Raw genomic sequence first — 21626 nt, 5'->3', positions numbered from 1 at the left:
TTAGTTGCGTACCGGCTTACCGGTCTGCATCATGCCCATGATCCGTTCCTGGGTTTTCGGATGATTCAACAGCTCCAGGAATGCCTTGCGTTCCATATCCAGCAGCCACTGTTCGCTGACGAAACTGCCCTGGTCCACGTCGCCGCCCGATACGATCTCGGCGATCATTTCGCCGAGCTTGAAATCGTGCGCCGAAATGAAGCCGCCATCACGCATGTTGACCAGCTGCGCCTTGATGGTGCCCCAGCCGTAACGGCCCGTGACCTGGATCAGCGACGGCAGTTGCGCACGGAAGCCCGCGTCGAACATGGCGCGCGCTTCGACCTTGGCCACGTGCAGCAGCTCGTAGGCGTTGAACACGATCACGTCGTCTTCTTTCAGGTAGCCCATCTTCTTCGCTTCCAGTGCCGACTTCGACACGTTGGCGGTGGCCGCATTGGTGAAGCCGGTTTTCAGGAATTGCAGGATGTCGTTGCCCTTGGCTTCCTTGTAGGCGCGCTGCGCCGCTTCCTTCAAGCCGCCACCGGCAGGAATCAGGCCTACGCCCACTTCCACCAGGCCGATGTAGGACTCGATCGAGGCCACGCGCTTCGATGCATGCAGCGCCAATTCGCAACCGCCACCCAGCGCCAGGCCGGCCACTGCGGCGATCACCGGCACGTTCGCGTATTTCAGCGACATGAAAGTGTTCTGCAGTTCGGCGATGATAGGATCGACGGCTTTCACGCCGCCTTGCATGAACGCTGGCAGGGCCGATTGCAGGTCGGCGCCGGCCGAGAAGGCGCCGCCTTCGGCTGCGTCGGCGTGCCAGATCACCAGGCCCTTGAAGTTCTTTTCCGCTTCGGCCAGGGCCAGTTTCAAGCCATTGATGACACCTTCGCCGATGACGTGCATCTTGGTCTTGAACGAAATGATCAAGACGTCGTCGCCCGTATGCCAGACGCGCACGGATTCGTCTTCGAAGACGGTGGTGCCAAAGGTCTTGCCGTCGATGGCGCCGCTGCCCAATACTGGCGCGCGGAATTGCTGACGGTCGTACACGGCCAGCGACGAACGTGGCACGAAGCTGTTCGACACGGCCGAGTAGGAACCTTCCGGCGTATGCACGCCGCCTTTTTCAGCGACAGGACCTTCGAATACCCAGGCAGGCAAAGGTGCATTGCACAGCGCGTGGCCAGCGTCGATGTCTTCCTTGACCCAGTTGGCCACTTGCAGCCAGTTCGATGCCTGCCACGTTTCAAACGGACCGACGTTCCAGCCGAAGCCCCAGCGCATGGCGAAGTCGATATCGCGCGCATTGTCGGCCACGGTGTCGAGATGAATGGCGATGTAATGGAAAGCGTCGCGGAAGATCGCCCACAGGAACTGGCCTTGCGGATTGGTCGATTCGCGCAGCGCCTTCATCTTCTTGACCGGATCTTTTTCTTTCAGGATGCGGGCGATGATGTCGGCAGCCTTGGCGCCACCAGCCACGTATTCACCGGTGGCGAAATCGAGGCGTTGAATTTCTTTGCCGACTTTCTTGTAGAAGCCCGCGCCACTCTTCTGGCCCAGCGCGCCTTTTTCCACCAGCTTCGCCAGCACGGCCGGCGTCTTGTAGACGGCAGCGAACGGATCGTTCGGCAGGTAATCCTGCATGGTCTTGATGACATGACCCATGGTGTCCAGGCCGACCACGTCCGCCGTGCGGAAGGTGCCCGACTTGGCGCGGCCCAGCTTGGCGCCGGTCAGGTCATCGACGACGTCCACCGACAGGCCGAATTTTTCAGCTTCGTGCACGATGGCCAGGATGCCGAACACGCCAACGCGATTGGCGATGAAGTTCGGCGTATCCTTGGCGCGGACCACGCCCTTGCCCAGGGTGGTGGTCAGGAAGCCTTCCAGCTGGTCGGCAATCTCGGGCTTGGTGAACTCGGTCGGGATGATCTCGACCAGGTGCATATAGCGCGGCGGGTTGAAGAAGTGCACGCCGCAGTAGCGCGATTTCAGGTCGGCATCGAAGCCTTCAGCCAGCTTGGTGATCGACAGGCCCGAGGTGTTCGAGGCGAAGATTGCGTTCGGGCCGATGTGCGGCGCGACCTTTTGATACAGGTCGTGTTTCCAATCCATGCGCTCGGCGATGGCTTCGATGATCAAGTCGCAACCGGCCAACAGATCGAGGTTGTCTTCGTAGTTGGCTACCTGGATCAGCGCGGCGTCATCCTTGTTGCCCAGTGGCGCAGGCGAGAGTTTTTTCAGGTTCTCGATGGCGCGCAGCACGATGCCATTCTTTGGACCTTCCTTGGCCGGCAAGTCGAACAGCACGACCGGCACTTTCGCGTTGATGCAATGGGCGGCGATCTGCGCGCCCATCACGCCGGCGCCGAGGACGGCTACTTTTTTAACGATGAAATTAGTCATATTTTCCTCAAGTCTTAGAACAGGTCTGCGTCGAGTGCCATCAGGTTGGCCGAACCGGAACGCGCCTGACGAATCAGGGTTGCCGTCTCAGGCTGCAAGCGGGCGAAGTAGAAGCGTGCGGTAGCCAGTTTGGCGACATAGAACTTATCGCCTTGTGCCTCGGCAGCCGCTGTCTTTTCCAGGGCGATCTTGGCCATCTGCGCGAACAGGTAGCTATAGATCATGTGGCCGACGACGCGCAGATAAGGTACGCATGCAGCGCCCACTTCGTCCGGATTCTGGAACGCCTTCATGCCAATTTCCATGGTCAGCTTGGTGACTTTGTCGCCCAGGTCGCCCAGTGGGGTGACGAATTCGCTCATCGCTTCATCGGTGCCGTTGTCTTCCACGAAAGCCTTGATCTTTTCGCCGAACTTGCGCAACTTGGCGCCGTTGTCGCCCAGAATCTTGCGGCCCAGCAGGTCGAGCGACTGGATCGTGTTCGTGCCTTCGTAAATCATGTTGATGCGCGCGTCGCGCACGTACTGCTCCATGCCCCATTCCGAGATGTAGCCATGGCCACCGAACACTTGCATCGCCTCCGAGGTAGCGATCCAGGCATTGTCCGTGATGAAAGCCTTGACGACAGGCGTCAGCAGCGCCACTTCATCGGCAGCTTCCTTGCGCACGTCAGCGTCAGGGTGGTGCAGTTCGCGGTCGATCTGCAGCGCCACGTAGGAAGTGAAAGCGCGCGCGCCTTCGGCGTAGGCTTTGCCCGTCAACAGCATGCGGCGTACGTCAGGGTGCACGATGATGCGGTCAGCCGGCAGTTCCGGGTTCTTGATGCCGGACAGCGAACGCATTTGCGTGCGGTCCTTGGCGTAGATCAGCGCGTTCTGGTAGGCCACTTCGGTCAGGCCCAGCGACTGCATGCCGACGCCCAGACGGGCTGCGTTCATGAAGACGAACATGGCGTTAAGGCCCTTGTTCGGCTGGCCGATGATCCAGCCTTTCGCGCCGTCCAGGTTCATCTGGCAGGTCGAATTGCCGTGGATGCCCATTTTTTCTTCGATGACGCCGCAGGTGATCGGATTGCGCTCACCGATCTTGCCATCGGCGGTCGGCAGGAATTTCGGCACCAGGAACAGCGAGATGCCTTTCGAGCCTTCCGGCGCGTCCGGCACGCGGGCCAGCACCAGGTGTACGATGTTTTCCGCCATGTCGTGCTCGCCGGCCGAGATGAAGATCTTGTTGCCGGTGATGGTCCAGGAACCGTCTGCCTCAGGCAGCGCTTTCGAGCGCATCAGGCCCAGGTCGGTACCGCAGTGCGATTCGGTCAGGCACATGGTGCCGGTCCATTCGCCCGACACCAGTTTCGGCAGGTACACTTCCTTCTGATGGTCGGTGCCGTGTTCCTTCAGGCACTCGTAGGCACCGTGCGACAAGCCCGGGTACATCGACCAAGCCTGGTTCGACGAATTCAGCATTTCATAGAACGAATTGTTCAGCACCACTGGCAGGCCTTGGCCGCCGTATTGCGGATCGCAAGCCAATGCTGCCCAGCCGCCTTCGACGTACTGCTTGTAGGCTTCCTTGAAGCCCTTGGGCGTGGTGACGTTTTTTGTCACCGGATCGTGCTTGCAGCCTTCGCGGTCGCCGGAGTGGTTCAGCGGAAATAACACTTCCGAAGTGAACTTGCCGCCCTCTTCCAGCACCTGATTGATGATATCGGCGTCGACGTCGGCGTACGACGGCAGTTGTTTCAGTTCTTCTTCGACCTTCAAAAACTCATGCAGAACGAATTGCATATCCCGGATTGGCGCGACGTATTGACCCATTATTTTCTCCTGAAAGCGTTTAGCTAAAGTGTGATACTTGTGAACTGCGTGTGCGTTGCTGCGGATACAGCCTGACTGCTTATTTGCTTGTTACAGAATTCTGGTACGACGCCAGCAAGCGGACAAACCCTGCCTGCGCGCGTTCGATACTACCCGGCACGCGCAGAAAGCGCGCATCGTGATGCAGGGCCAGGATCAGGCCATACATCTCGTACACCAACTGCTGGGCGTCCGTGTCCACTTTCAGGTCGCCTGTGGAGATCGATTGCTCGACACTGCGCAGCAGCGCGCCCTGCCAAGCGCGCACCATCGCCACCAGCGAATCGCGGATGGGACCGGGGCGGTCGTCATACTCGACGGCGCCGCTGATATAGATGCAGCCGGAAGCGATTTCCACGCTGACCCGCTTGACCCAGCGCGCATACATCGATTGCAATCGCTGGATGCCGCGTGGTTCTTTCATGCTGGGGAAAAAGACTTCTTGCTCGAAACGATAGTGGTAAAGCTTCAGCACTTCCATCTGCAAGTCTTCGCGCGAGCCGAAGTGGGCAAACACGCCCGACTTGCTCATGTTCATTTTGTCCGCAAGCAGCCCAATGGTCAGGCCTTCCAGGCCGTCGCGGCTGGACAAGTCCAGCGCCACGTCGAGGATGGCGGCACGGGTCAGTTCGCCCTTGCGCATGAATTTGACTGAAGTATTCAAGAGGTCCGTTCTCAAAGTGATGTTGCCGGTTTGGCGGACTGAAGCGAGGGTAAAAAAGCACGCCTCGAAAAAATCCGAACGCTCGTACTATTATCCACTACCACGTAAAAGTCAAACGGGAACTTTAGAGCTGATATTCTATTGGTGCGCCGCAGCATTTTTTAGCTAAGTGTTTGTAGCGATTGCAGAAGAGCAAAAGCGGCGCGCGCCCTTGCTTTACAACAACAGACAGGCCTCAGGAAAGGTCGCCTGCCTTGCTCAGTTGACGGCGGTCGCGTTTGGTCGGTCGCCCTTTGATCGTGGTGCCTGGCTCGCGGAACAGCTTGCGCTCCTCGGCCAGCTGCTCGCGGCGGGCGATGCTGGCCGGTGTTTCTCCATACAGCAGGCGCGCCACGCTTGCCGCGCCGCGCTTGTCGGACAAGCCCAGCACGGCAACTTCCCACGTATCGTAGCCGTTGTCGATGGCCAGCTCGTCGCCCACGCGCAGGCTGCGCGCCGGCTTCACGCGTTCGCCGCCGGCTTTCACCTTGCCCGTGTCGACGGCCTCGCTGGCCAGCGAGCGCGTCTTGAAGAAACGCGCCGCCCACAGCCATTTGTCCAGTCTTACCGTTGTCATCTCGTTCATGCGTACTTGCCCACTGAAAAAATGCGCATCACCAGCCGGTAGGCGAGGAATGCGGCTTCGTAACCGATACGCCGGAAACGGCCGATGTGCTTGAAATCGTCCTGATGAATGACGATGCCGTCGGCCACGCCCTGCTCGATATGCCGGCGTAGGCTTTGCGCGAAAGCGACGTCCTTGATGACCACGTTCGCTTCCTGGTTCAGAAATAGGCTCAGCGCGTCAATATTGCTGGAACCGACCGTGGCCCAGTCATCGTCGACCACGGCCACCTTGGCATGCAGCTGCGTCTTGCGATATTCGACGATTTTCACCCCGGCAGCGAGCAGTTTCGGATAAAACGAGTGCGCCACGGCATCTTGCATGCGGAACTCGCCCACGCCGATCAACAGGACCACGTCCACGCCGCGCTGGGCGGCCTGGGCCAGGGCGTGGCGCAGCTTGTGTCCGGGTGCGAAATATGGATTGGCCAGCATCACGCTTTTGCGCGCCTGGCCCAGCGCCTGCAGGTAGGCGCGCTGGATGGTGCGACGGTTGCGCAAGTTATCGCGCACGACAAAGCCGGCCACCACAGGGTTGTTCGCCAGTTCATTGCTGACCACGCGCATCTTGCGATACAGCTTGATACGCCGTACCAGGTTCATCTTGCCCAGTCGCGCCCACTGCGCCTGCACCTCTTCATGGATGGCGGCCACCAACGGGCCTTGCACCTGCACGGCAAAGTCCCAGCGCGGCGCTTGCAGGCTGATGCTGTGGTCGTAGTCGCAAAACATGTCGTCATTGATATTGATGCCGCCTACCAGGGCGATCTCGCCATCGGCCACGCAAATCTTGCGGTGCGTGCGCGTGATGCCGCGCCGGAACCAGGGGTTGAAGATGCGGTGGTGCACGCCGGCCGCTTGCAGCTGTGCATGCATGGCATTCACGCGGCGATTGCCCGTGCCGAACCAGTCCGTGATCATGCACACCAGCACGCCGCGCGCGGCGGCCCGCTTGAGCGCATCGAGTACCAGGGTGCCGGTGCCGTCATCGGCGAAGATATACGTCTCGAAATACACTTCCGAGCGCGCGCCGTCGATGGCGGCGATCAATGCGGGAAAGTAATCGGTGCCGCAATACAGCAACCGGATGTCGTTGTGGGCGATGAAATTGACGGTGCGCATGCGAATAGTCTACGCGAGTTTCAAAGTTGCAACTATCGGCGCGTGGTCCGATAGTTTGGCCCACAAGGTGCCATGCATCACTTGCGCGCCTTCCACATGGAAACCGCGCACATAGATGCGATCCAGGCGGAACCACGGCAAGGCGGCGGGAAAGGTGCGCGCCGGCACGGGCACCGGAGTTTTCGTCTGGCGCCGCGCCAGGGTGCGCACCAGGTCGCCCAGGGCCGAGTTCGACGCGCGCTGGTCGAACACTTCCACTACCCCCAGCGCATTGCGCAGCTTGTCGCTGAGCGTATTGCGCCAGTCGTTGAAATCACCGGCGATGATGACCGGTTCGCCATCGGGCGCCGATGCCATGACGGCCTCAATCAGCGCCTGCGTCTGCCTTCCCCGTCCCGATTCGAACAGGCCCAGGTGCACGACATAACAGTGCACGTCGGCATGCGGCGTGTTGAGCACGCAATGCAGGATGCCGCGCTGCTCGTAAGCATGGTCGGACACATCGTGGTTGATGTGCGAGCCGATGGGAAACTTGCTCAGCAAGGCGTTGCCATGGTGGCCATGGTCGTACACGGCGTTCATGCCATAGGCGCTATGATGCTCGGCGCCAGCAAAAAATTCATGTTGCGACGCTTGCGGCCAATGCGCATGGCCGTTTTTCTCGGCGCCAAAGCGGGCCGCATTGCGATCATGCTTGCCCTGCACTTCTTGCAAAAAGGCGACATCCGCATCGAAGAGAGCGATCGCCTGCTTCAATGCATGTACTCTGGGCAAACCCCGCACGGAGGAGACACCCTTGTGAATATTATAAGTTGCTACGCGGATTTTCATGCCCTGATTCTACTCCCAGACGGGCCCCGTGCGGCAACGACTCAGGTGCGCGTGCGCACCTAATTCCTGGATTGGCTCGCCATCGGCGCCGCCAGGCTCAGGCAAACATGCGCGCCAGGCCGCTGGCGACGCTGACGCCGGCCGCCGCGATCCCGGCGGCCCACACTACCTTGACCAGCAACGGTGCGCCGCGCCAGGCCACGGTGCGCTTGCCCTTGGCAAAGGCGCCCGGATGTAGCAGCCAGCCGATCGCCATCAGCGGCAAGCCGACCGGCGGCGTGCGCTCGGGCGGCGTGTACAGACTGGCCGCCAGAATCACGACCAGGCACAGCGCCAGGCAGAATGTGCCGGCCAGTTTTTGTTGCAGCGAGAGATTAAACCAGTTCAACATGCCATGCTTTCTAGGGAAATCAGGTGGGGCGCGCCAGGCCCGTTATGGCCGGTAATTGCAAAATCGCTTCCGCGTTGGACGACGAGAAGCAGCGCTCGGCCGCCGCCAGGTAGGGCAGCCACGCGTATTGCAAGTGTTCGCGCGCACTGAGCGTGATGGCGATGTCGCGCGGCACCTGCACACTAAAGACATGCTCGGTGTTGTGCGTCACGCCGGGTGCATAGCGGTGGCGCCAGATGGGAAAAATCTCGTACACATTCGACAAGTTCCAGTCGCGCAGCACGATGTGCTGGCCATCGGCAATGATGCCGGTTTCCTCGCCCAATTCGCGCGCTGCCGTCAGCTGCAGCGGCTCATCGACGGCGTCGATGGAACCGGTTACCGATTGCCAGAAACCCGGTTGTCCGGCGCGCTCGATCAGCAAGACGTCCAGATTAGCCGTATGAATGACGACCAGCACGGAAACAGGAATTTTATCAGTCATATCAAGAATGAAAAAGGCGCCTCGTCAGCGCCTCTTGTTGCCCAGCATTATTAAACAGGGACCGCCGCAGCGGCCGCCTGATGCATTATGCTACTTTTGGCTCGGCGCCGCGCAAACGGATGTGCAGCTCGCGCAATTGCTTCTCGTCCACTTCCGACGGCGCTTGTGTCAGCAGACACTGGGCGCGCTGGGTTTTCGGGAAGGCGATGACGTCGCGGATGGAATCGGAACCCGTCATCATGGTCACGATACGATCCAGGCCAAACGCCAGGCCGCCATGCGGTGGCGCGCCGTATTGCAGGGCGTCAAGCAGGAAGCCGAACTTCAGCTGCGCTTCTTCGGCATCGATTTTCAATGCACGGAAGACCTTGCTCTGCACTTCTTCGCGATGGATACGGATCGAACCGCCACCCAGTTCCCAGCCGTTCAAGACCATATCGTACGCTTTGGCGATGCAGGCGCCGGGATTGGTTTCCAGCATGTCTTCATGGCCGTCTTTCGGCGCCGTGAACGGATGGTGGGTCGCCGTCCAGCGGTCCGCTTCTTCGTCGTGTTCGAACATCGGGAAGTCGACCACCCACAATGGCTTCCACACGTCCTCGAACAGGCCGGCTTTCTTGCCGAACTCGCTGTGACCGATTTTCACGCGCAGCGCGCCGATGGCGTCGTTGACAACTTTGGCCTTGTCCGCGCCGAAGAAGATCAGGTCGCCGTCTTGCGCGCCCGTCTGCTCGAGAATCGTGGCCAGCACGTCGGCAGGCAGGAACTTGACGATAGGCGACTGCAAGCCTTCAGGTCCCTTGGCTTTCTCGTTGACCTTGATGTAAGCCAGACCCTTGGCGCCGTAGATGGCGACAAATTGCGTGTAAGCGTCGATTTCCGAACGCGGCATGCTGCCGCCTTGCGGTACGCGCAGGGCCACCACGCGGCCGCCCTTCATGTTGGCGGCGCCGTTGAAGACCTTGAATTCGACCGTCTTCATGACTTCGGTCAAGTCCGTAAAGGCCAGCTTGACGCGCATGTCGGGCTTGTCGGAACCGTACAGGCCCATCGCTTCGGCGAAGTCCATCACCGGGAACGGGTTCGGCAAGTCGATGTTCAGGGTGTTCTTGAAAACGACGCGTATCATGTCTTCGAACAGGTCGCGGATCTCCTGTTCCGTCAGGAACGAGGTTTCGCAATCGATCTGCGTGAATTCAGGCTGGCGGTCAGCGCGCAAGTCTTCGTCGCGGAAGCACTTGGTGATCTGGTAGTAACGGTCAAAGTTAGCGACCATCAACAGTTGCTTGAACAACTGTGGCGATTGCGGCAAGGCGAAGAAGCTACCGGCGTTGACGCGCGACGGCACCAGATAATCGCGCGCGCCTTCTGGCGTGGACTTTGTCAGCATCGGCGTTTCGATGTCGATGAAGCCCAGCGCGTCGAGGTACTTGCGCACTTCCATCGTCACCTTGTAGCGCAGGCGCAGATTGTTCTGCATTTGCGGGCGGCGCAGGTCCAGCACGCGGTGCGTCAGACGCGTCGTTTCCGACAGGTTGTCGTCGTCGAGCTGGAACGGCACGGGCACGGAAGCGTTCAGCACTTCCAGTTCCGCGCAAACCACCTCGATCTTGCCCGATTTCAGGTTGTTGTTGATAGTGCCGTCGATGCGGCTGGTCACGACACCCGTCACGCGCAGGCAGAATTCGTTACGCACGGCTTCGGCGACCTTGAACATCTCCGCTTGTTCCGGGTTGCAGACGATTTGCACCAGGCCCTCACGGTCGCGCAAGTCGATGAAAATCAGGCTGCCGTGGTCGCGGCGGCGATGTACCCAGCCGCACAGGCTGACGGTTTGTCCCAGCATGGCTTCGGTGACGAGGCCGCAGTATTCAGTACGCATAGACATAAAATTCTCAGTTCAGGTTAGTGAGTGTTCAATCCGGCCACGTCCCTCATGGGACGCCTGCCTTTATTCTTTGGCTGCCGGGGCCGCTATAGCAACAACTTCCGCAGGCGCTACCACGCCCATCGAGACGATATATTTGAGCGCCGCATCGACGCTCATGTCGAGTTCAACCACGTCGCTGCGCTTCATCATCAGGAAAAATCCTGACGTCGGGTTGGGCGTAGTTGGCACATACACGCTGACATAGTCGCCCACCAGATGGTTCGCCGCATCGCCGCCCGGCACGCCGGTCAGGAAAGCGATGGTCCAGGAATTGTGGTGCGGATACGGCACCAGCACGGCCTTGCGGAAGGCATTGCCCGACGGGGAAAACAAGGTATCGGACACTTGCTTGACGCTGGAATACAGGGAATTGACGATGGGTATGCGTTGCAGCAATTTTTCCCATATTTTCACCACGTAATTGCCGACCAGGTTATTCGTCAGCAAACCGGTGAAGAAAACGATGAGTACCGTCAATACCGTCCCCAGGCCGGGAATGGAGCTCAGGGCCGGAACTTTGTGGCCGAACCAGACGCTGGGCTGTGTACTGCCGGGCACCAGCAACAGCGACTGATCCATCGTGCTGATGACCAGATTCAAGACCCAAGCAGTAATGGCCAGGGGCACCAAAATCAGTAAGCCGGTAATAAAATATTTACGCATCAATTTCTCGGTAATGGATCGTATCGGCGCGCTGCGCCTTTCAGTCCGCTTTCGCCGCAGCCGCAGCCGCAGGGGTCGCAGGCGCAGTGGCGGGAGCGCTCTCGGCCGCTGGAGCGGGCTTGGTGCTATCGGCCGGGCCCGTCGGTATCGCCGTGGTGGGCGCCGCGCCGCCGCGGAAATCGGTCGCGTACCAGCCAGTGCCCTTCAATTGGAAACCGGCGGCCGTCAATTGTTTCTTGAAACTGGGCTTGCCGCACGACAGGCACACCGTCAATACAGGATCGGAGATCTTTTGCAAGACATCCTTGGCAAAACCACACTCGTCACAACGGTAAGCGTAAATCGGCATCTCTACTCCGAGAAAATCATCAAAAACCCTGAATTATAAAGCTTTTCCGCCATTCCCAGCGGAAAATGCCAGCTCGCTCAGCCTGCCAACTCAGTGCGCCCGGCGACGCCAGCTCATCCAGCGCTCCTTGCCGGCAAAGACGGCGATGGAATCGTCCACGGCCTCATCGGCCAGGCAGTCGAAATGCGGTGCCAGCAAGGCCTGCAATCGCTCACGCGACATGCCAAACGGCGGCCCCTTGGCATTATCGTCAAAGAAAAAGTAACCGACCAGCATGGCGCCTGGTGCCAGCAACTGCGCCCAGCGGGCCGCCACCTGCGGCCACATGGCACGCGGCATCGCACACAGAAAGGCCCGCTCATAGATGAGGTCCAGCGGCGCAACAGCTTGCCAAGTGAAGAAATCGGCCTCGACCACGTGCCCTGCCCGCTCGCCTAACTGGCCGCGCGCGGCGGCCACGGCGGCCGGTGAAAAGTCGATGGCCGTGGCATCCCAGCCGTGATCGAGCATGCAAACCAGTTCATGGGCGCAACCACAGCCGGGAATCAGGCAGCGCAGCGGCGCCGGGCTAGCGGCAACGAGGCTGCGCAAACGCGACGGCGCGCCACCGCGGTCCCAGGGCATGAATTGCTTCTCGAAACGCTCGTCCCAAAAGGCGGGCGACAGCGGGTCGCGGGTTTGAAAGTCAGCCATTGCCTACGTCCTCAGTGCGTTAAAACGGTAGTTGATGCCAGCGCATGAACACTTGCAAGCCCAGCGCGCCAAGGGCAAAAGCGCCCACGAAGTAGACGATAAAGCTCAGCAATCGATTCGTCTGGCGTTGCTCCGCCAGCAAGGTTTTCATCAATTCCACGTCGTTTTCGCGCGGCACGCCATGCACCGTCAAGGCCTGGTGCAGCAAACGCGGCAGTTGCGGGAAGATGTGCGCATAACGGGGCGCCTCGGCGCGCAGACGCTCCATGAAGCCTTGCGGCCCCACCTGGTTGCTCATCCATTTTTCCAGATACGGCTTGGCGGTTTGCCACAGGTCCAGTTCCGGGTCCAGCTGGCGCCCCAAGCCTTCGATATTGAGCAGGGTTTTTTGCAACAGCACCAGTTGCGGCTGCACTTCCACGTTAAAGCGGCGCGAAGTCTGGAACAGGCGCAGCAAGACTTGACCAAAAGAAATATCTTTCAGCGGGCGATCGAAGATCGGTTCGCAGCAGGCGCGTACGGCCGCTTCCAGTTCATCGACGCGCGTGTCTTTCGGCGCCCAGCCCGATTCGATGTGCGCCTCTGCCACCCGCTTATAGTCGCGGCGGAAGAAGGCGAGGAAGTTTTGCGACAGATAATCCTTGTCGTAGTCATTCAAGGTTCCCACGATACCGAAGTCGAGGGCGATGTAGCGGCCAAACGATTCGGGCGCGATTGACACGAGAATATTACCCGGGTGCATATCTGCATGGAAAAAGCCGTCGCGGAACACTTGCGTGAAGAAAATCTCCACGCCATCGCTGGAAAGCTTGCGCAAATCCACACCGGCCTCCACCAGGCGGTCGATCTGCGACACGGGAATGCCTACCATGCGCTCCATCACGATAACGCTGCTGGAGCAATAATCCCAGTGCATTTCCGGCACCAGCAGCAAGTTCGAATTGGCAAAGTTGCGGCGCAACTGACTGGCATTGGCCGCCTCGCGCATCAGGTCCAGCTCGTCGTGCAGGTATTTGTCGAACTCGCCCACCACTTCGCGCGGCTTGAGGCGCTTGCTGTCGGCCCACAGGCGGCTGGTCCAATCGGCGGCGATATGCATCAGGGCCACGTCTTCGTCGATCAGCTTTTTCATGCCTGGACGCAAGACTTTCACGGCCACTTCGCGCCCGTCTTTCAAGGTGGCGAAGTGTACCTGGGCAATGGAGGCGGACGCCACCGGCTCGCGCTCGAAGCTGGCAAACAACTGCTCCGGGTGCGCGCCCAAAGACTTGACGATTTGCGCGATGGCCAGGTCGGAATCGAACGGTGGCACGCGGTCTTGCAGCCGCGCCAGTTCTTCGGCGATGTCGGGCGGCATCAGGTCGCGCCGGGTCGACAGCACCTGGCCGAATTTAACAAAAATGGGACCCAGCTCTTCCAGCGCCAAACGCAGGCGCACACCGCGTGGCGACGACAGGTCGCGCCAGAAAATCAGGGTGTCGATCAATTTGGCGGTGCGTGGCACTTTCAGACCAGAAATCGCTATCTCATCGAGGCCGTACTTGATGGAAACACGGATAATTTTAATCAGGCGCAGGAATTTCAATATCATGTAGGCAAATCCGGTGAGGAAGACTGCGGCTGGAGGGCGGCGGCCGCCTTTTCCAGACGGGCAAGGCGCTTGGCCAGGCGTTCGACGTCATCGCGCATGCGCGTCACGCCAGCCGAATACTCTTGCAAGGTAGAAGGACGGATCAGCATCGGCTGTTCGTCGAGAAAATATTCGGCCACGTTTTCCGCCAGCTTTTGCTGGCCCGTGCGCACAAAAGCGGCAACATCTTTCACACCGGAAACAAGCCGCGTGGCCAGCATGGGCCCTATCACCTTTTCCAGGTCGTGCTCGGCATCCCAGCGCAAGCCCTTGCTCAATTGCGAGATCGCATTGGCAAACTCGGCATCGCCTTCGATCTTCACATACGAAAATGCCCGTTCGCGGTTTTGCAGTATCAAGGGCACATCGGACAATTTGACGCCGATGGTGACATTGGCCTGTATCTCGGCCGTCGTGGGCGCCGCTTCCAGCATGCCGGCGCTGTCGACGCGCATGCGCAGGGCCACGGCGCCCGTATCGATGCAAGCCACCTTACCGGCGTGCAGCGCCAACTGCTGGCGCGCCCACGGTTCCTGCGCCAGCAAATGATTGATGGTCGCGATGACGGGCGTCATCAGGGAGAGATCGGAAAGTAGTGTCATCTGTGCCATCGGTGCCATCGGTGCCATCTATATACTGCGCGCTGCGCGCGCCCCCCTAAAAAGAAAAAACCGCCCGGAAAACAACGTGGGCGGTTTCGATCTTACCAGTTCATCAGGCAATAGCTGCTATGCATCATGCATGCACAGGAACTTAAACCACGATTGAGCAAGTTTTGACCATTAGTTCAATTGCTGTATGCCAGCCAATACCCAACCGCTATTGCCGCTGACGGGTTTCGACATATTCCATACTTCCGCGAACGGCTCGGCTGCGGCGCCCGGCGCCGAACGGATCTGGCCCGTAAATTTCACGCTGGCCAAGTAATCGTTGGCACTCGTCTCGATCCCCATCAGCTCGGCATCGATGGTAACGACATCGGTAAAGTCTGCCTGCGCACCCCGTTCCTGGATTTGCATGCGTAATTCCGCATACACTTCCGGCGACGTGAATTCACGGATATCGTTGACGTCCGCCTTATCCCAGGCCGCTTGCAGGCGAATGAAATTACTTTTCGCGTGGCGCAGGAAGGCGTCCTTGTCGAAGTCGCTTGGCACGCCCCATGGCGCAGCAAGCGGCGCCGAGACCGGGACCGGGACCGGCGCCGGCTTATCCAGGCCGACGCCGGACGAAACGGGCTGCAGCGGCGGCAGCGGCGCAATGGCCGAACCGATATCGGGCACGTTGCCGGCCGGTGCCGGCTGGTTGCCGCCAAAGCCCGCGAACGGCGTATTGCCGCTGGCATTGCCGTCACGCTTGCCGCGCACCATGCGGTAGATGAAGAAGGCTGCCCCAGCCAGCAAGGCCACCATCAGCAGCGTGCCGAGCATGCTGGCCATGGCGCCGCCCAGGCCGAAGTGCGACAGCAGCGCACCCAGCCCCAGGCCCAACAAGGCACCGCCCAGCAAGCCTTTCCAACGGCTCGGTGGCTTGGCGGCGGGTGCCGCTGCCGGTGCCGGCGCTGGTGCAGCTTGCGCCTGGCGTGGCGCGGCAGCCGGGGTCGGGGCCGGAGCCTGGCGGCCCACGTTTTGCGACTGACGACCTATCGAACGGCCACCACCCATCGGACGAGCCAGCGCTTCACCCAGCATGGATAGCGTGGTCGCGGCCAGCATCATGCCAACCATAAATTTCTTCAATTTCATTCCATCTCCTAAATTCACCGGCAACACGAAGTTAGCTCTTGCATTACATCTTGATGCCGGTATGCAAAGCGGCAATGCCTGCCGTCAAATTGTAGTACTGCACGCGCTCCAGGCCCGCCGTTTCCATCATGGTCTTCAGCGTTTCCTGGTCCGGGTGCATGCGGATCGACTCTGCCAGGTAGCGATAGCTTTCCGCATCGCCGGCGATTTTCTGTCCAAACCATGGCAAGACCGAGAACGAATACAGGTCATACGGTTTTTGCAGCGGCGCGGCCACCTTGGAAAACTCCAGCACCAGCAGCTTGCCGCCCGGTTTCAGCACGCGGCGCATTTCAGCCAGCGCCACATCCTTGTGCGTCATGTTGCGCAGCCCGAAGGCCACGCTGACACGGTCAAAATAGTTATCGGGGAAAGGCAGTTTTTCCGCATCACACAACAAGGTGGGGGTGAGCAAGCCGCGATTCAAGAGGCGGTCGCGGCCCACGCGCAACATCGATTCATTGATATCGGTCAACCAGACTTCGCCCGTGGGGCCGGCCTGCCTGGCAAACGCCTTCGACAGGTCACCTGTGCCGCCGGCAATATCGAGCACCTTGAAGCCGGGGCGCACGCCCGCGTTGGCAATGGTAAACGTCTTCCACAGACGGTGCAGACCGCCCGACATCAAGTCGTTCATCACGTCGTATTTGGCAGCGACGGAATGGAACACCTTGGCGACTTCGCGCACTTTGTCGTCTTCTGCAACTGTTTTGTATCCGAAATGGGTCGTATTGGTCATGGTAGCCAGTCTGTTTGAACTTGCGTGCATTATACAAGCGGCAGGCGCATTTTCCCCTGACGCCGGAGAAGGTATTGCCTTTCGACTGCATTCAACGCCAGCATTGCCGCCCGCGTATACGCGGCCAGCGCCAGCGCACGATGACAGCAGCCACACAGCAGGCGCAGCAGGATCAGGTCAGGCTCAGACGCTCCGCGCCTGCCTGCAAGGAAAGCCGCGGTGGCAATCCGACCACACTAGCGCATGATTTCTACTTAATGCTTGTGGCCGCAGCTCGGACCGTGGACGTGGCCGGAAGACTGCTTGATCGTCATGTCGGCCTTGGCATCGCGGCCGCTGTCGCCCGGGTAGCCGGCTGCCGTCAACTGGTCCAGGTAAGCTTGCCACAAGGTAGCCTTTTCCGCGCCCAGCTTGTACAAATAGGCCCAGGTGTACAGGCCGGAATTGTGGCCATCGCTGAAGGTTGGCTGCACGGCGTAGTTGCCGACCGGTTCCAGGCCCGTGATGCCCACCAGGCGCTTTCCTAACTGCAAGGTTTCCTGGCCCTTGCCATGGCCCTGCACTTCGGCCGATGGCGAATACACGCGCAGGTATTCGAACGGCAGCGTGAATGTGCTGCCGTCGTCAAAAGCTACGTCGAGCACGCGCGACTGGTTGTGCACGGTCAAGCCCGTCGGTTGGGGTGTTGCTGTTTTTTCAGTCATGACAATACTTTATGCGGATAAACGTTGAATGATGGCGGCGTACAGTGCCGGCAACCGGGCGCGGCGCGCGGCCAGCACCTCGGGCGCCGTCTCGCGCTGGATCACCGCCCAGCTGGGATGAGGGAAATGCGCATCGTCGCGATAACGGGGAATCACGTGCCAGTGTACATGCGGCGTCATGTTGCCGAAACTGGCCACATTGACCTTTTCCGGCTGCATCACTTCACGCACGGCCAGCTCGACTTGCCACACGGCTTGCATGACATCATGGCGCTCGCCTGGCGTCAAATCCGTCATTTCCTTCACGTGTTGGTGCCAGATCACGCGGCAAAAGCCCGGATATGCAGGCTCATCGACGGCCACCACGGACAAGCATTCGCTACGCCACAGCAAGGTCTCCAAACCCTGCCCGTTGGCGTAGCCGTCCAGCAAGTTACACAGATCGCAACTGATGGACATCACACGAGCACCCGTTCGATGCCGCCGTCGTTGGCGCGTTTGACGTAATCGGGCATCCAGTTCTCTCCCAGCAAGTGCTTGGCGAGCTCGACGACGATGTAGTCGGCCGTCGTGCCCGAATCATCATTGTAGCGCGACAGGCCTTGCAGGCACGACGGGCAGCTGGTGAGGATTTTCACATCACCGGTGAAACCATCGCCGCGCAGCTTGTCGGCACCCTTGAGCATCTCTTCTTCCTTGCGGAAACGCACTTGCGTGGAAATATCGGGACGCGTGACGGCAAGGGAACCCGATTCGCCGCAGCAACGCTCATTCTTCTCGATCTTCACGTTGTCTACCGTGCTGATCAGGGAATTGATGGTCTTGCCCGATTCCTGCAACTTCATCGGATTGTGGCAAGGCTCGTGATACATATAGCGCGTGCCGTTGACGCCTTCGAGCTTGACGTTTTTCTCCAGCAAATACTCATGGATATCCATGATGCGGCAGCCAGGGAAAATCTTTTCAAATTGATACGTCGCCAGCTGGTCATAGCAAGTGCCGCACGAGACGAGTACCGTCTTGATATCGAGGTAATTGAGCGTATTGGCCATGCGGTGGAACAAGACGCGGTTGTCCGTCATCATCTTCTCGGCCTTGTCGAACTCACCAGCACCGCGCTGCGGATAACCGCAGCACAGGTAGCCAGGTGGCAAGACCGTCTGCACGCCCACTTCCCACAGCATCGCCTGCGTCGCCAGGCCCACTTGCGAAAACAATCGCTCCGAACCGCAACCGGGGAAGTAAAACACGGCTTCGGTATCGGCCGTGGTGGTCTTCGGATTGCGGATGATAGGAATGACTTTATCGTCCTCGATGTCGAGCAGCGCGCGCGCCGTCTTCTTCGGCAGGTTGCCCGGCATCTTTTTGTTAATGAAGTGGATCACCTGTGCCTTGACGGCCGGCTTGCCCGTCGATGGCGGCGGCGCCTTGGTTTGCTTCTTGGCAAATTTCTTCAACAAATCGTGGCCCAGGCGCTGTGCCTTGTAACCCCAGCCAATCATGACCTTGCGCGTGGCATTGATAGTCACGGGATCGGTGGCGTTGAGGAACAGCATCGTCGCCTTGGTGCCCGGATTGAAGCTCTTCTTGTCCATCTTGCGCAGCAAGTTGCGCATGTTCATCGACACCTCACCGAAGTCGATGTTCACGGGGCAAGGCGTCACGCATTTATGGCAGACCGTACAGTGATCGGCCACGTCTTCAAACTCTTCCCAATGCTTGATGGAAATACCGCGCCGTGTCTGCTCTTCGTACAGGAAGGCTTCGATCAGCGATGAGGTCGCCAGAATTTTATCGCGCGGCGAATACAGCAAGTTGGCGCGCGGCACGTGAGTCGCGCACACGGGTTTGCACTTGCCACAGCGCAAGCAATCCTTGACGCTATCGGCAATGGCGCCGATATCGCTTTGCTGCATGATCAGCGACTCGTGGCCCATCAGGCCGAACGATGGCGTGTAAGCATTGCGCAAATCGGCGCCCATGCCTGGCAAGTTCAGCAATTTGCCTTTGTTAAAACGGCCCTCCGGATCGATGCGCTGCTTGTAGCTGCGGAATTCACCGATTTCTTCTTCCGTCAAAAATTCCAGCTTGGTGATACCGATACCGTGTTCGCCGGAAATGACGCCATTGAGCGAGCGGGCCAAAATCATGATGCGGCCGACGGCTTCGTGGGCATCTTGCAGCATTTCGTAATTATCCGAGTTGACGGGTAAATTCGTGTGCACGTTGCCGTCACCCGCATGCATGTGCAGCGCGACAAACACGCGCGAACGCAAGATGCGCGCATGAATCGCAGTCACCTCGTCAAGGATCAGCTTGAAGGCGGCGCCGTTGAAGATCTGGCGCAACTGGGCACGAATTTCTTGCTTCCAGGTAATGCGCACGGTGCGGTCCTGCACCACGTCAAACAGGCTGGCGCCCGGCTGCGTTTCCAGGCGCGCCTCGAACACGGGCAGCAAGCGCTCCAGGCCCAGTTCGGCCAGCTCGCCCTTCACGTCCACCAGCGGACGATCCAGCTGGGCCAGCAGATAGGTCCAGCGGCTGGTCACTTGGGCCAGCAACTGCCGTGCCTGCTCAGCGCGGTCGCCCAGCATTTCAGCATCGTCGATCCGCTCATCGGACGCATCGTCGCTCTTGCCAACTGGCAAATTACCCTTGGCAAAGAACTCGCTCAGGGCATCGGCCAGTTGCAACTTGTTCTTGATCGACAGTTCGATATTGATGCGTTCGATGCCATCCGTGTATTCGCCCATGCGATTGAGCGGAATCACGACGTCTTCATTAATCTTGAACGCGTTGGTGTGTTTGGCAATCGCCGCTGTGCGGGCGCGATCTAACCAGAATTTTTTGCGCGCTTCCGGACTGACAGCGACAAAGCCTTCGCCCACGCGGGTGTTGGCGATGCGCACCACTTCCGACGCCGCTTGTGCGACAGCATTTTCATCATCGCCGACGATGTCGCCAAACAGGGCCATCTTCGGCAGCACGCCCCGCTTCGACTTGGTGGCGTAGCCGACGGCGCGCAGATAGCGCTCGTCCAGGTGTTCCAGGCCCGCCAGGCGAATGCTCGTGTATTGCTCGCCCTTGGCCGGCAAGCCATCGAGGTAATCCTTGATTTCCACGATCGACGGGATCGCGTCGCGCGCCTGGCCGAAGAATTCCAGGCAGACGGTACGGGCGAATTTCGGCATTTTATGCAAAATCCAGCGCGCCGACGTGATCAGGCCATCGCAGCCTTCTTTCTGGATGCCCGGCAAGCCAGAGAGGAATTTGTCCGTCACGTCCTTGCCCAGGCCCTCTTTACGGAACTTGCGGCCAGGAATTTCCAGGATTTCCGTCTTGAACGGCGCGTTTGGCTTGGCCGCGTCGCGCGTGCTCGGATGACGCCATTCCAGCTGAAAGCGTGCGAGGGCGATATCGTGGATCTTGCCCAAGTTATGCTCGAGACGCGTGACCTCGAGCCAGTCGCCGTTCGGGTCGACCATGCGCCACGAAGCCAGGTTGTCCAGCGCCGTGCCCCACAGCACGGCTTTCTTGCCGCCCGCATTCATGGCGACGTTGCCGCCGATGCAAGAAGCATGCGCCGAGGTCGGATCGACGGCAAACACGAAACCGGCTTTTTCCGCCGCTTCCGAGACCTTGTTCGTGATCACGCCCGCGCCCGAATTGATGGTCGCGTAGGCATGCGTCAGGCCCGGCAAGACCGTCATTTCCACGGCGCCCAGGGTGATCAGCTTTTCCGTGTTGATGACGGCCGACATTGGCGTCAGGGGAATCGCGCCGCCCGTGTAGCCGGTGCCGCCGCCGCGCGGGATGATGGTCAGCCCCAGCTCGATGCAGCCCTTGACCAGACCGGCCATTTCCTCTTCCGTGTCGGGCGTCAGCACGACGAAGGGGTATTCCACGCGCCAGTCGGTGGCATCCGTCACGTGCGACACGCGCGTCATGCCGTCGAAGCGCACATTGTGTTTTTCCGTGTAGCGGCCAAGTACCTTGACCGTGCGTTTGCGCAAGTCATAGGTGGTGCGAAATTCGTCGCCAAAGTCAGCCACGGCCTTGCTGGCCGCCTTCAACAGCAATTCCACATTGGCGCTGCGCGCCTTGGCCATTGCCGGCGTTTCGCCGCCGGCGGCGACGTCGCCACCGGCAGCGTCGATGGACAGGCGGCGCTTGTCGACTTCGGCCAGGCGGTGATGCAAGGCATCGATCAAGCCCTGACGGCGCTTCGGGTTGTCGAGCAAGTCATCCTGTAGGTAAGGATTGCGGCGCACGACCCATATATCGCCCAGCACCTCGTACAGCATGCGGGCCGAACGGCCGGTCTGGCGGGCGCCGCGCAACTCGTCGAGCAAGCGCCAGGAATCCTCCCCCAACAGGCGTATGACGATCTCGCGATCGGAAAACGACGTGTAGTTGTACGGGATTTCGCGCAGGCGGCTTGCTGCGGAACCATTGGGCGTTTCTGCCAGTAAAGCTTGGATGTGTGCGGGAGCGTTCATGGAGTGTGGTGACGGTTTGGACTGGACCCTAAAGGACCATTTTATCTTATTGCGCCGCAGCACGCGGGAACAGCCTTAGACCGCCTAAGGTTTAAGCACAGCATCGGGCGCCATAGCAAATATGGAAAAGTTTACTTTTACATGAATAAAAAACCAGTTTTCATGATTTTTTTACGTGAAAATGCCAAGAATCAGACTCGGCCACAAACTATCACGCTGCCCAA

At 59.6% G+C, this 21626-nt stretch carries 19 protein-coding genes; all 19 read right to left on the bottom strand.

The window, feature by feature from the left end:
- Window positions 1-2400: a 3-hydroxyacyl-CoA dehydrogenase/enoyl-CoA hydratase family protein gene (locus ACQ4V8_RS05825; protein WP_010394644.1), complete on the bottom strand. Its 2400-nt coding sequence runs from the start codon at window positions 2398-2400 to the stop codon at window positions 1-3.
- Window positions 2401-2414: 14 nt separating this feature from the next.
- Window positions 2415-4217, bottom strand: a complete 1803-nt coding sequence (locus ACQ4V8_RS05820) for an acyl-CoA dehydrogenase C-terminal domain-containing protein (protein WP_010394642.1) — start codon at window positions 4215-4217, stop codon at window positions 2415-2417.
- A 79-nt stretch (window positions 4218-4296) separates the two neighbouring features.
- Window positions 4297-4899 (bottom strand): TetR/AcrR family transcriptional regulator, encoded by a 603-nt coding sequence (locus ACQ4V8_RS05815; RefSeq protein ID WP_029496131.1) that lies wholly within the window; start codon window positions 4897-4899, stop codon window positions 4297-4299.
- A gap of 256 nt (window positions 4900-5155) precedes the next feature.
- Window positions 5156-5545: an RNA-binding S4 domain-containing protein gene (locus tag ACQ4V8_RS05810; protein WP_010394638.1), complete on the bottom strand. Its 390-nt coding sequence runs from the start codon at window positions 5543-5545 to the stop codon at window positions 5156-5158.
- A complete protein-coding gene (clsB, locus tag ACQ4V8_RS05805; RefSeq protein WP_196856269.1) occupies window positions 5542-6705 on the bottom strand; it encodes a cardiolipin synthase ClsB in 1164 nt (387 codons plus the stop codon). The genes ACQ4V8_RS05810 and clsB overlap by 4 nt, the downstream gene beginning before the upstream one ends.
- Before the next feature lie 9 nt (window positions 6706-6714).
- The gene (locus ACQ4V8_RS05800) at window positions 6715-7536 is read right to left on the bottom strand and encodes an endonuclease/exonuclease/phosphatase family protein (RefSeq protein ID WP_029496130.1); all 822 of its coding nucleotides are present in this window, start codon (window positions 7534-7536) and stop codon (window positions 6715-6717) included.
- Window positions 7537-7633: 97 nt separating this feature from the next.
- Window positions 7634-7927 carry a hypothetical protein gene (locus ACQ4V8_RS05795; RefSeq protein WP_070345870.1) on the bottom strand — a complete coding sequence of 98 codons (294 nt, stop codon included), beginning with the start codon at window positions 7925-7927 and terminating at the stop codon, window positions 7634-7636.
- A gap of 19 nt (window positions 7928-7946) precedes the next feature.
- Window positions 7947-8411 (bottom strand): dihydroneopterin triphosphate diphosphatase, encoded by a 465-nt coding sequence (gene nudB, locus ACQ4V8_RS05790; RefSeq protein WP_070345871.1) that lies wholly within the window; start codon window positions 8409-8411, stop codon window positions 7947-7949.
- Between the two features lie 85 nt (window positions 8412-8496).
- Window positions 8497-10299 (bottom strand): aspartate--tRNA ligase, encoded by a 1803-nt coding sequence (aspS, locus tag ACQ4V8_RS05785; protein WP_010394624.1) that lies wholly within the window; start codon window positions 10297-10299, stop codon window positions 8497-8499.
- Between the two features lie 63 nt (window positions 10300-10362).
- Window positions 10363-11004 (bottom strand): DUF502 domain-containing protein, encoded by a 642-nt coding sequence (locus ACQ4V8_RS05780; protein WP_436571054.1) that lies wholly within the window; start codon window positions 11002-11004, stop codon window positions 10363-10365.
- Window positions 11005-11044: 40 nt separating this feature from the next.
- The gene (locus ACQ4V8_RS05775) at window positions 11045-11353 is read right to left on the bottom strand and encodes an FmdB family zinc ribbon protein (RefSeq protein WP_010394620.1); all 309 of its coding nucleotides are present in this window, start codon (window positions 11351-11353) and stop codon (window positions 11045-11047) included.
- A 90-nt stretch (window positions 11354-11443) separates the two neighbouring features.
- Window positions 11444-12046, bottom strand: a complete 603-nt coding sequence (locus tag ACQ4V8_RS05770; RefSeq protein ID WP_010394618.1) for a methyltransferase — start codon at window positions 12044-12046, stop codon at window positions 11444-11446.
- Between the two features lie 19 nt (window positions 12047-12065).
- Window positions 12066-13637 (bottom strand): ubiquinone biosynthesis regulatory protein kinase UbiB, encoded by a 1572-nt coding sequence (gene ubiB, locus ACQ4V8_RS05765; RefSeq protein WP_010394616.1) that lies wholly within the window; start codon window positions 13635-13637, stop codon window positions 12066-12068.
- On the bottom strand, window positions 13634-14278 hold the full coding sequence (locus ACQ4V8_RS05760) for a ubiquinone biosynthesis accessory factor UbiJ (protein WP_436571053.1): 645 nt from the start codon (window positions 14276-14278) through the stop codon (window positions 13634-13636). Before ACQ4V8_RS05760 ends, ubiB begins: the two co-directional genes overlap by 4 nt.
- A 180-nt stretch (window positions 14279-14458) precedes the next feature.
- The gene (locus ACQ4V8_RS05755; RefSeq protein ID WP_436571052.1) at window positions 14459-15421 is read right to left on the bottom strand and encodes a Tim44 domain-containing protein; all 963 of its coding nucleotides are present in this window, start codon (window positions 15419-15421) and stop codon (window positions 14459-14461) included.
- Between the two features lie 43 nt (window positions 15422-15464).
- Complete coding sequence (ubiE, locus tag ACQ4V8_RS05750) at window positions 15465-16199, bottom strand: bifunctional demethylmenaquinone methyltransferase/2-methoxy-6-polyprenyl-1,4-benzoquinol methylase UbiE (RefSeq protein WP_010394608.1); 735 nt, start codon at window positions 16197-16199, stop codon at window positions 15465-15467.
- Between the two features lie 254 nt (window positions 16200-16453).
- Entirely contained in the window at window positions 16454-16903 is a 450-nt protein-coding gene (locus tag ACQ4V8_RS05745; RefSeq protein WP_010394606.1) for a gamma-butyrobetaine hydroxylase family protein, read from the bottom strand.
- Window positions 16904-16912: 9 nt separating this feature from the next.
- Complete coding sequence (locus tag ACQ4V8_RS05740) at window positions 16913-17362, bottom strand: HIT family protein (protein ID WP_010394604.1); 450 nt, start codon at window positions 17360-17362, stop codon at window positions 16913-16915.
- Window positions 17362-21402 (bottom strand): DUF3683 domain-containing protein, encoded by a 4041-nt coding sequence (locus ACQ4V8_RS05735; protein WP_010394602.1) that lies wholly within the window; start codon window positions 21400-21402, stop codon window positions 17362-17364. The genes ACQ4V8_RS05740 and ACQ4V8_RS05735 overlap by 1 nt, the downstream gene beginning before the upstream one ends.
- Window positions 21403-21626: the final 224 nt, after the last annotated feature.

Source organism: Janthinobacterium paucivorans (assembly GCF_051380805.1).
GTDB lineage: Bacteria > Pseudomonadota > Gammaproteobacteria > Burkholderiales > Burkholderiaceae_D > Janthinobacterium > Janthinobacterium lividum_D.
This window is presented reverse-complemented; position numbering and strand designations above follow the sequence as displayed.

Excerpts from the sequence above, each read along its gene's own strand:
- ACQ4V8_RS05825 (WP_010394644.1), bottom strand. The coding sequence starts at position 2,400 with ATGACTAATTTCATCGTTAAAAAAGTAGCCGTCCTCGGCGCCGGCGTG.
- ACQ4V8_RS05820 (WP_010394642.1), bottom strand. The coding sequence starts at position 4,217 with ATGGGTCAATACGTCGCGCCAATCCGGGATATGCAATTCGTTCTGCAT.
- ACQ4V8_RS05815 (WP_029496131.1), bottom strand. The coding sequence starts at position 4,899 with ATGCGCAAGGGCGAACTGACCCGTGCCGCCATCCTCGACGTGGCGCTG.
- ACQ4V8_RS05810 (WP_010394638.1), bottom strand. The coding sequence starts at position 5,545 with ATGAACGAGATGACAACGGTAAGACTGGACAAATGGCTGTGGGCGGCG.
- clsB (WP_196856269.1), bottom strand. The coding sequence starts at position 6,705 with ATGCGCACCGTCAATTTCATCGCCCACAACGACATCCGGTTGCTGTAT.
- ACQ4V8_RS05800 (WP_029496130.1), bottom strand. The coding sequence starts at position 7,536 with ATGAAAATCCGCGTAGCAACTTATAATATTCACAAGGGTGTCTCCTCC.
- ACQ4V8_RS05795 (WP_070345870.1), bottom strand. The coding sequence starts at position 7,927 with ATGTTGAACTGGTTTAATCTCTCGCTGCAACAAAAACTGGCCGGCACA.
- nudB (WP_070345871.1), bottom strand. The coding sequence starts at position 8,411 with ATGACTGATAAAATTCCTGTTTCCGTGCTGGTCGTCATTCATACGGCT.
- aspS (WP_010394624.1), bottom strand. The coding sequence starts at position 10,299 with ATGTCTATGCGTACTGAATACTGCGGCCTCGTCACCGAAGCCATGCTG.
- ACQ4V8_RS05780 (WP_436571054.1), bottom strand. The coding sequence starts at position 11,004 with ATGCGTAAATATTTTATTACCGGCTTACTGATTTTGGTGCCCCTGGCC.
- ACQ4V8_RS05775 (WP_010394620.1), bottom strand. The coding sequence starts at position 11,353 with ATGCCGATTTACGCTTACCGTTGTGACGAGTGTGGTTTTGCCAAGGAT.
- ACQ4V8_RS05770 (WP_010394618.1), bottom strand. The coding sequence starts at position 12,046 with ATGGCTGACTTTCAAACCCGCGACCCGCTGTCGCCCGCCTTTTGGGAC.
- ubiB (WP_010394616.1), bottom strand. The coding sequence starts at position 13,637 with ATGATATTGAAATTCCTGCGCCTGATTAAAATTATCCGTGTTTCCATC.
- ACQ4V8_RS05760 (WP_436571053.1), bottom strand. The coding sequence starts at position 14,278 with ATGACACTACTTTCCGATCTCTCCCTGATGACGCCCGTCATCGCGACC.
- ACQ4V8_RS05755 (WP_436571052.1), bottom strand. The coding sequence starts at position 15,421 with ATGAAATTGAAGAAATTTATGGTTGGCATGATGCTGGCCGCGACCACG.
- ubiE (WP_010394608.1), bottom strand. The coding sequence starts at position 16,199 with ATGACCAATACGACCCATTTCGGATACAAAACAGTTGCAGAAGACGAC.
- ACQ4V8_RS05745 (WP_010394606.1), bottom strand. The coding sequence starts at position 16,903 with ATGACTGAAAAAACAGCAACACCCCAACCGACGGGCTTGACCGTGCAC.
- ACQ4V8_RS05740 (WP_010394604.1), bottom strand. The coding sequence starts at position 17,362 with ATGTCCATCAGTTGCGATCTGTGTAACTTGCTGGACGGCTACGCCAAC.
- ACQ4V8_RS05735 (WP_010394602.1), bottom strand. The coding sequence starts at position 21,402 with ATGAACGCTCCCGCACACATCCAAGCTTTACTGGCAGAAACGCCCAAT.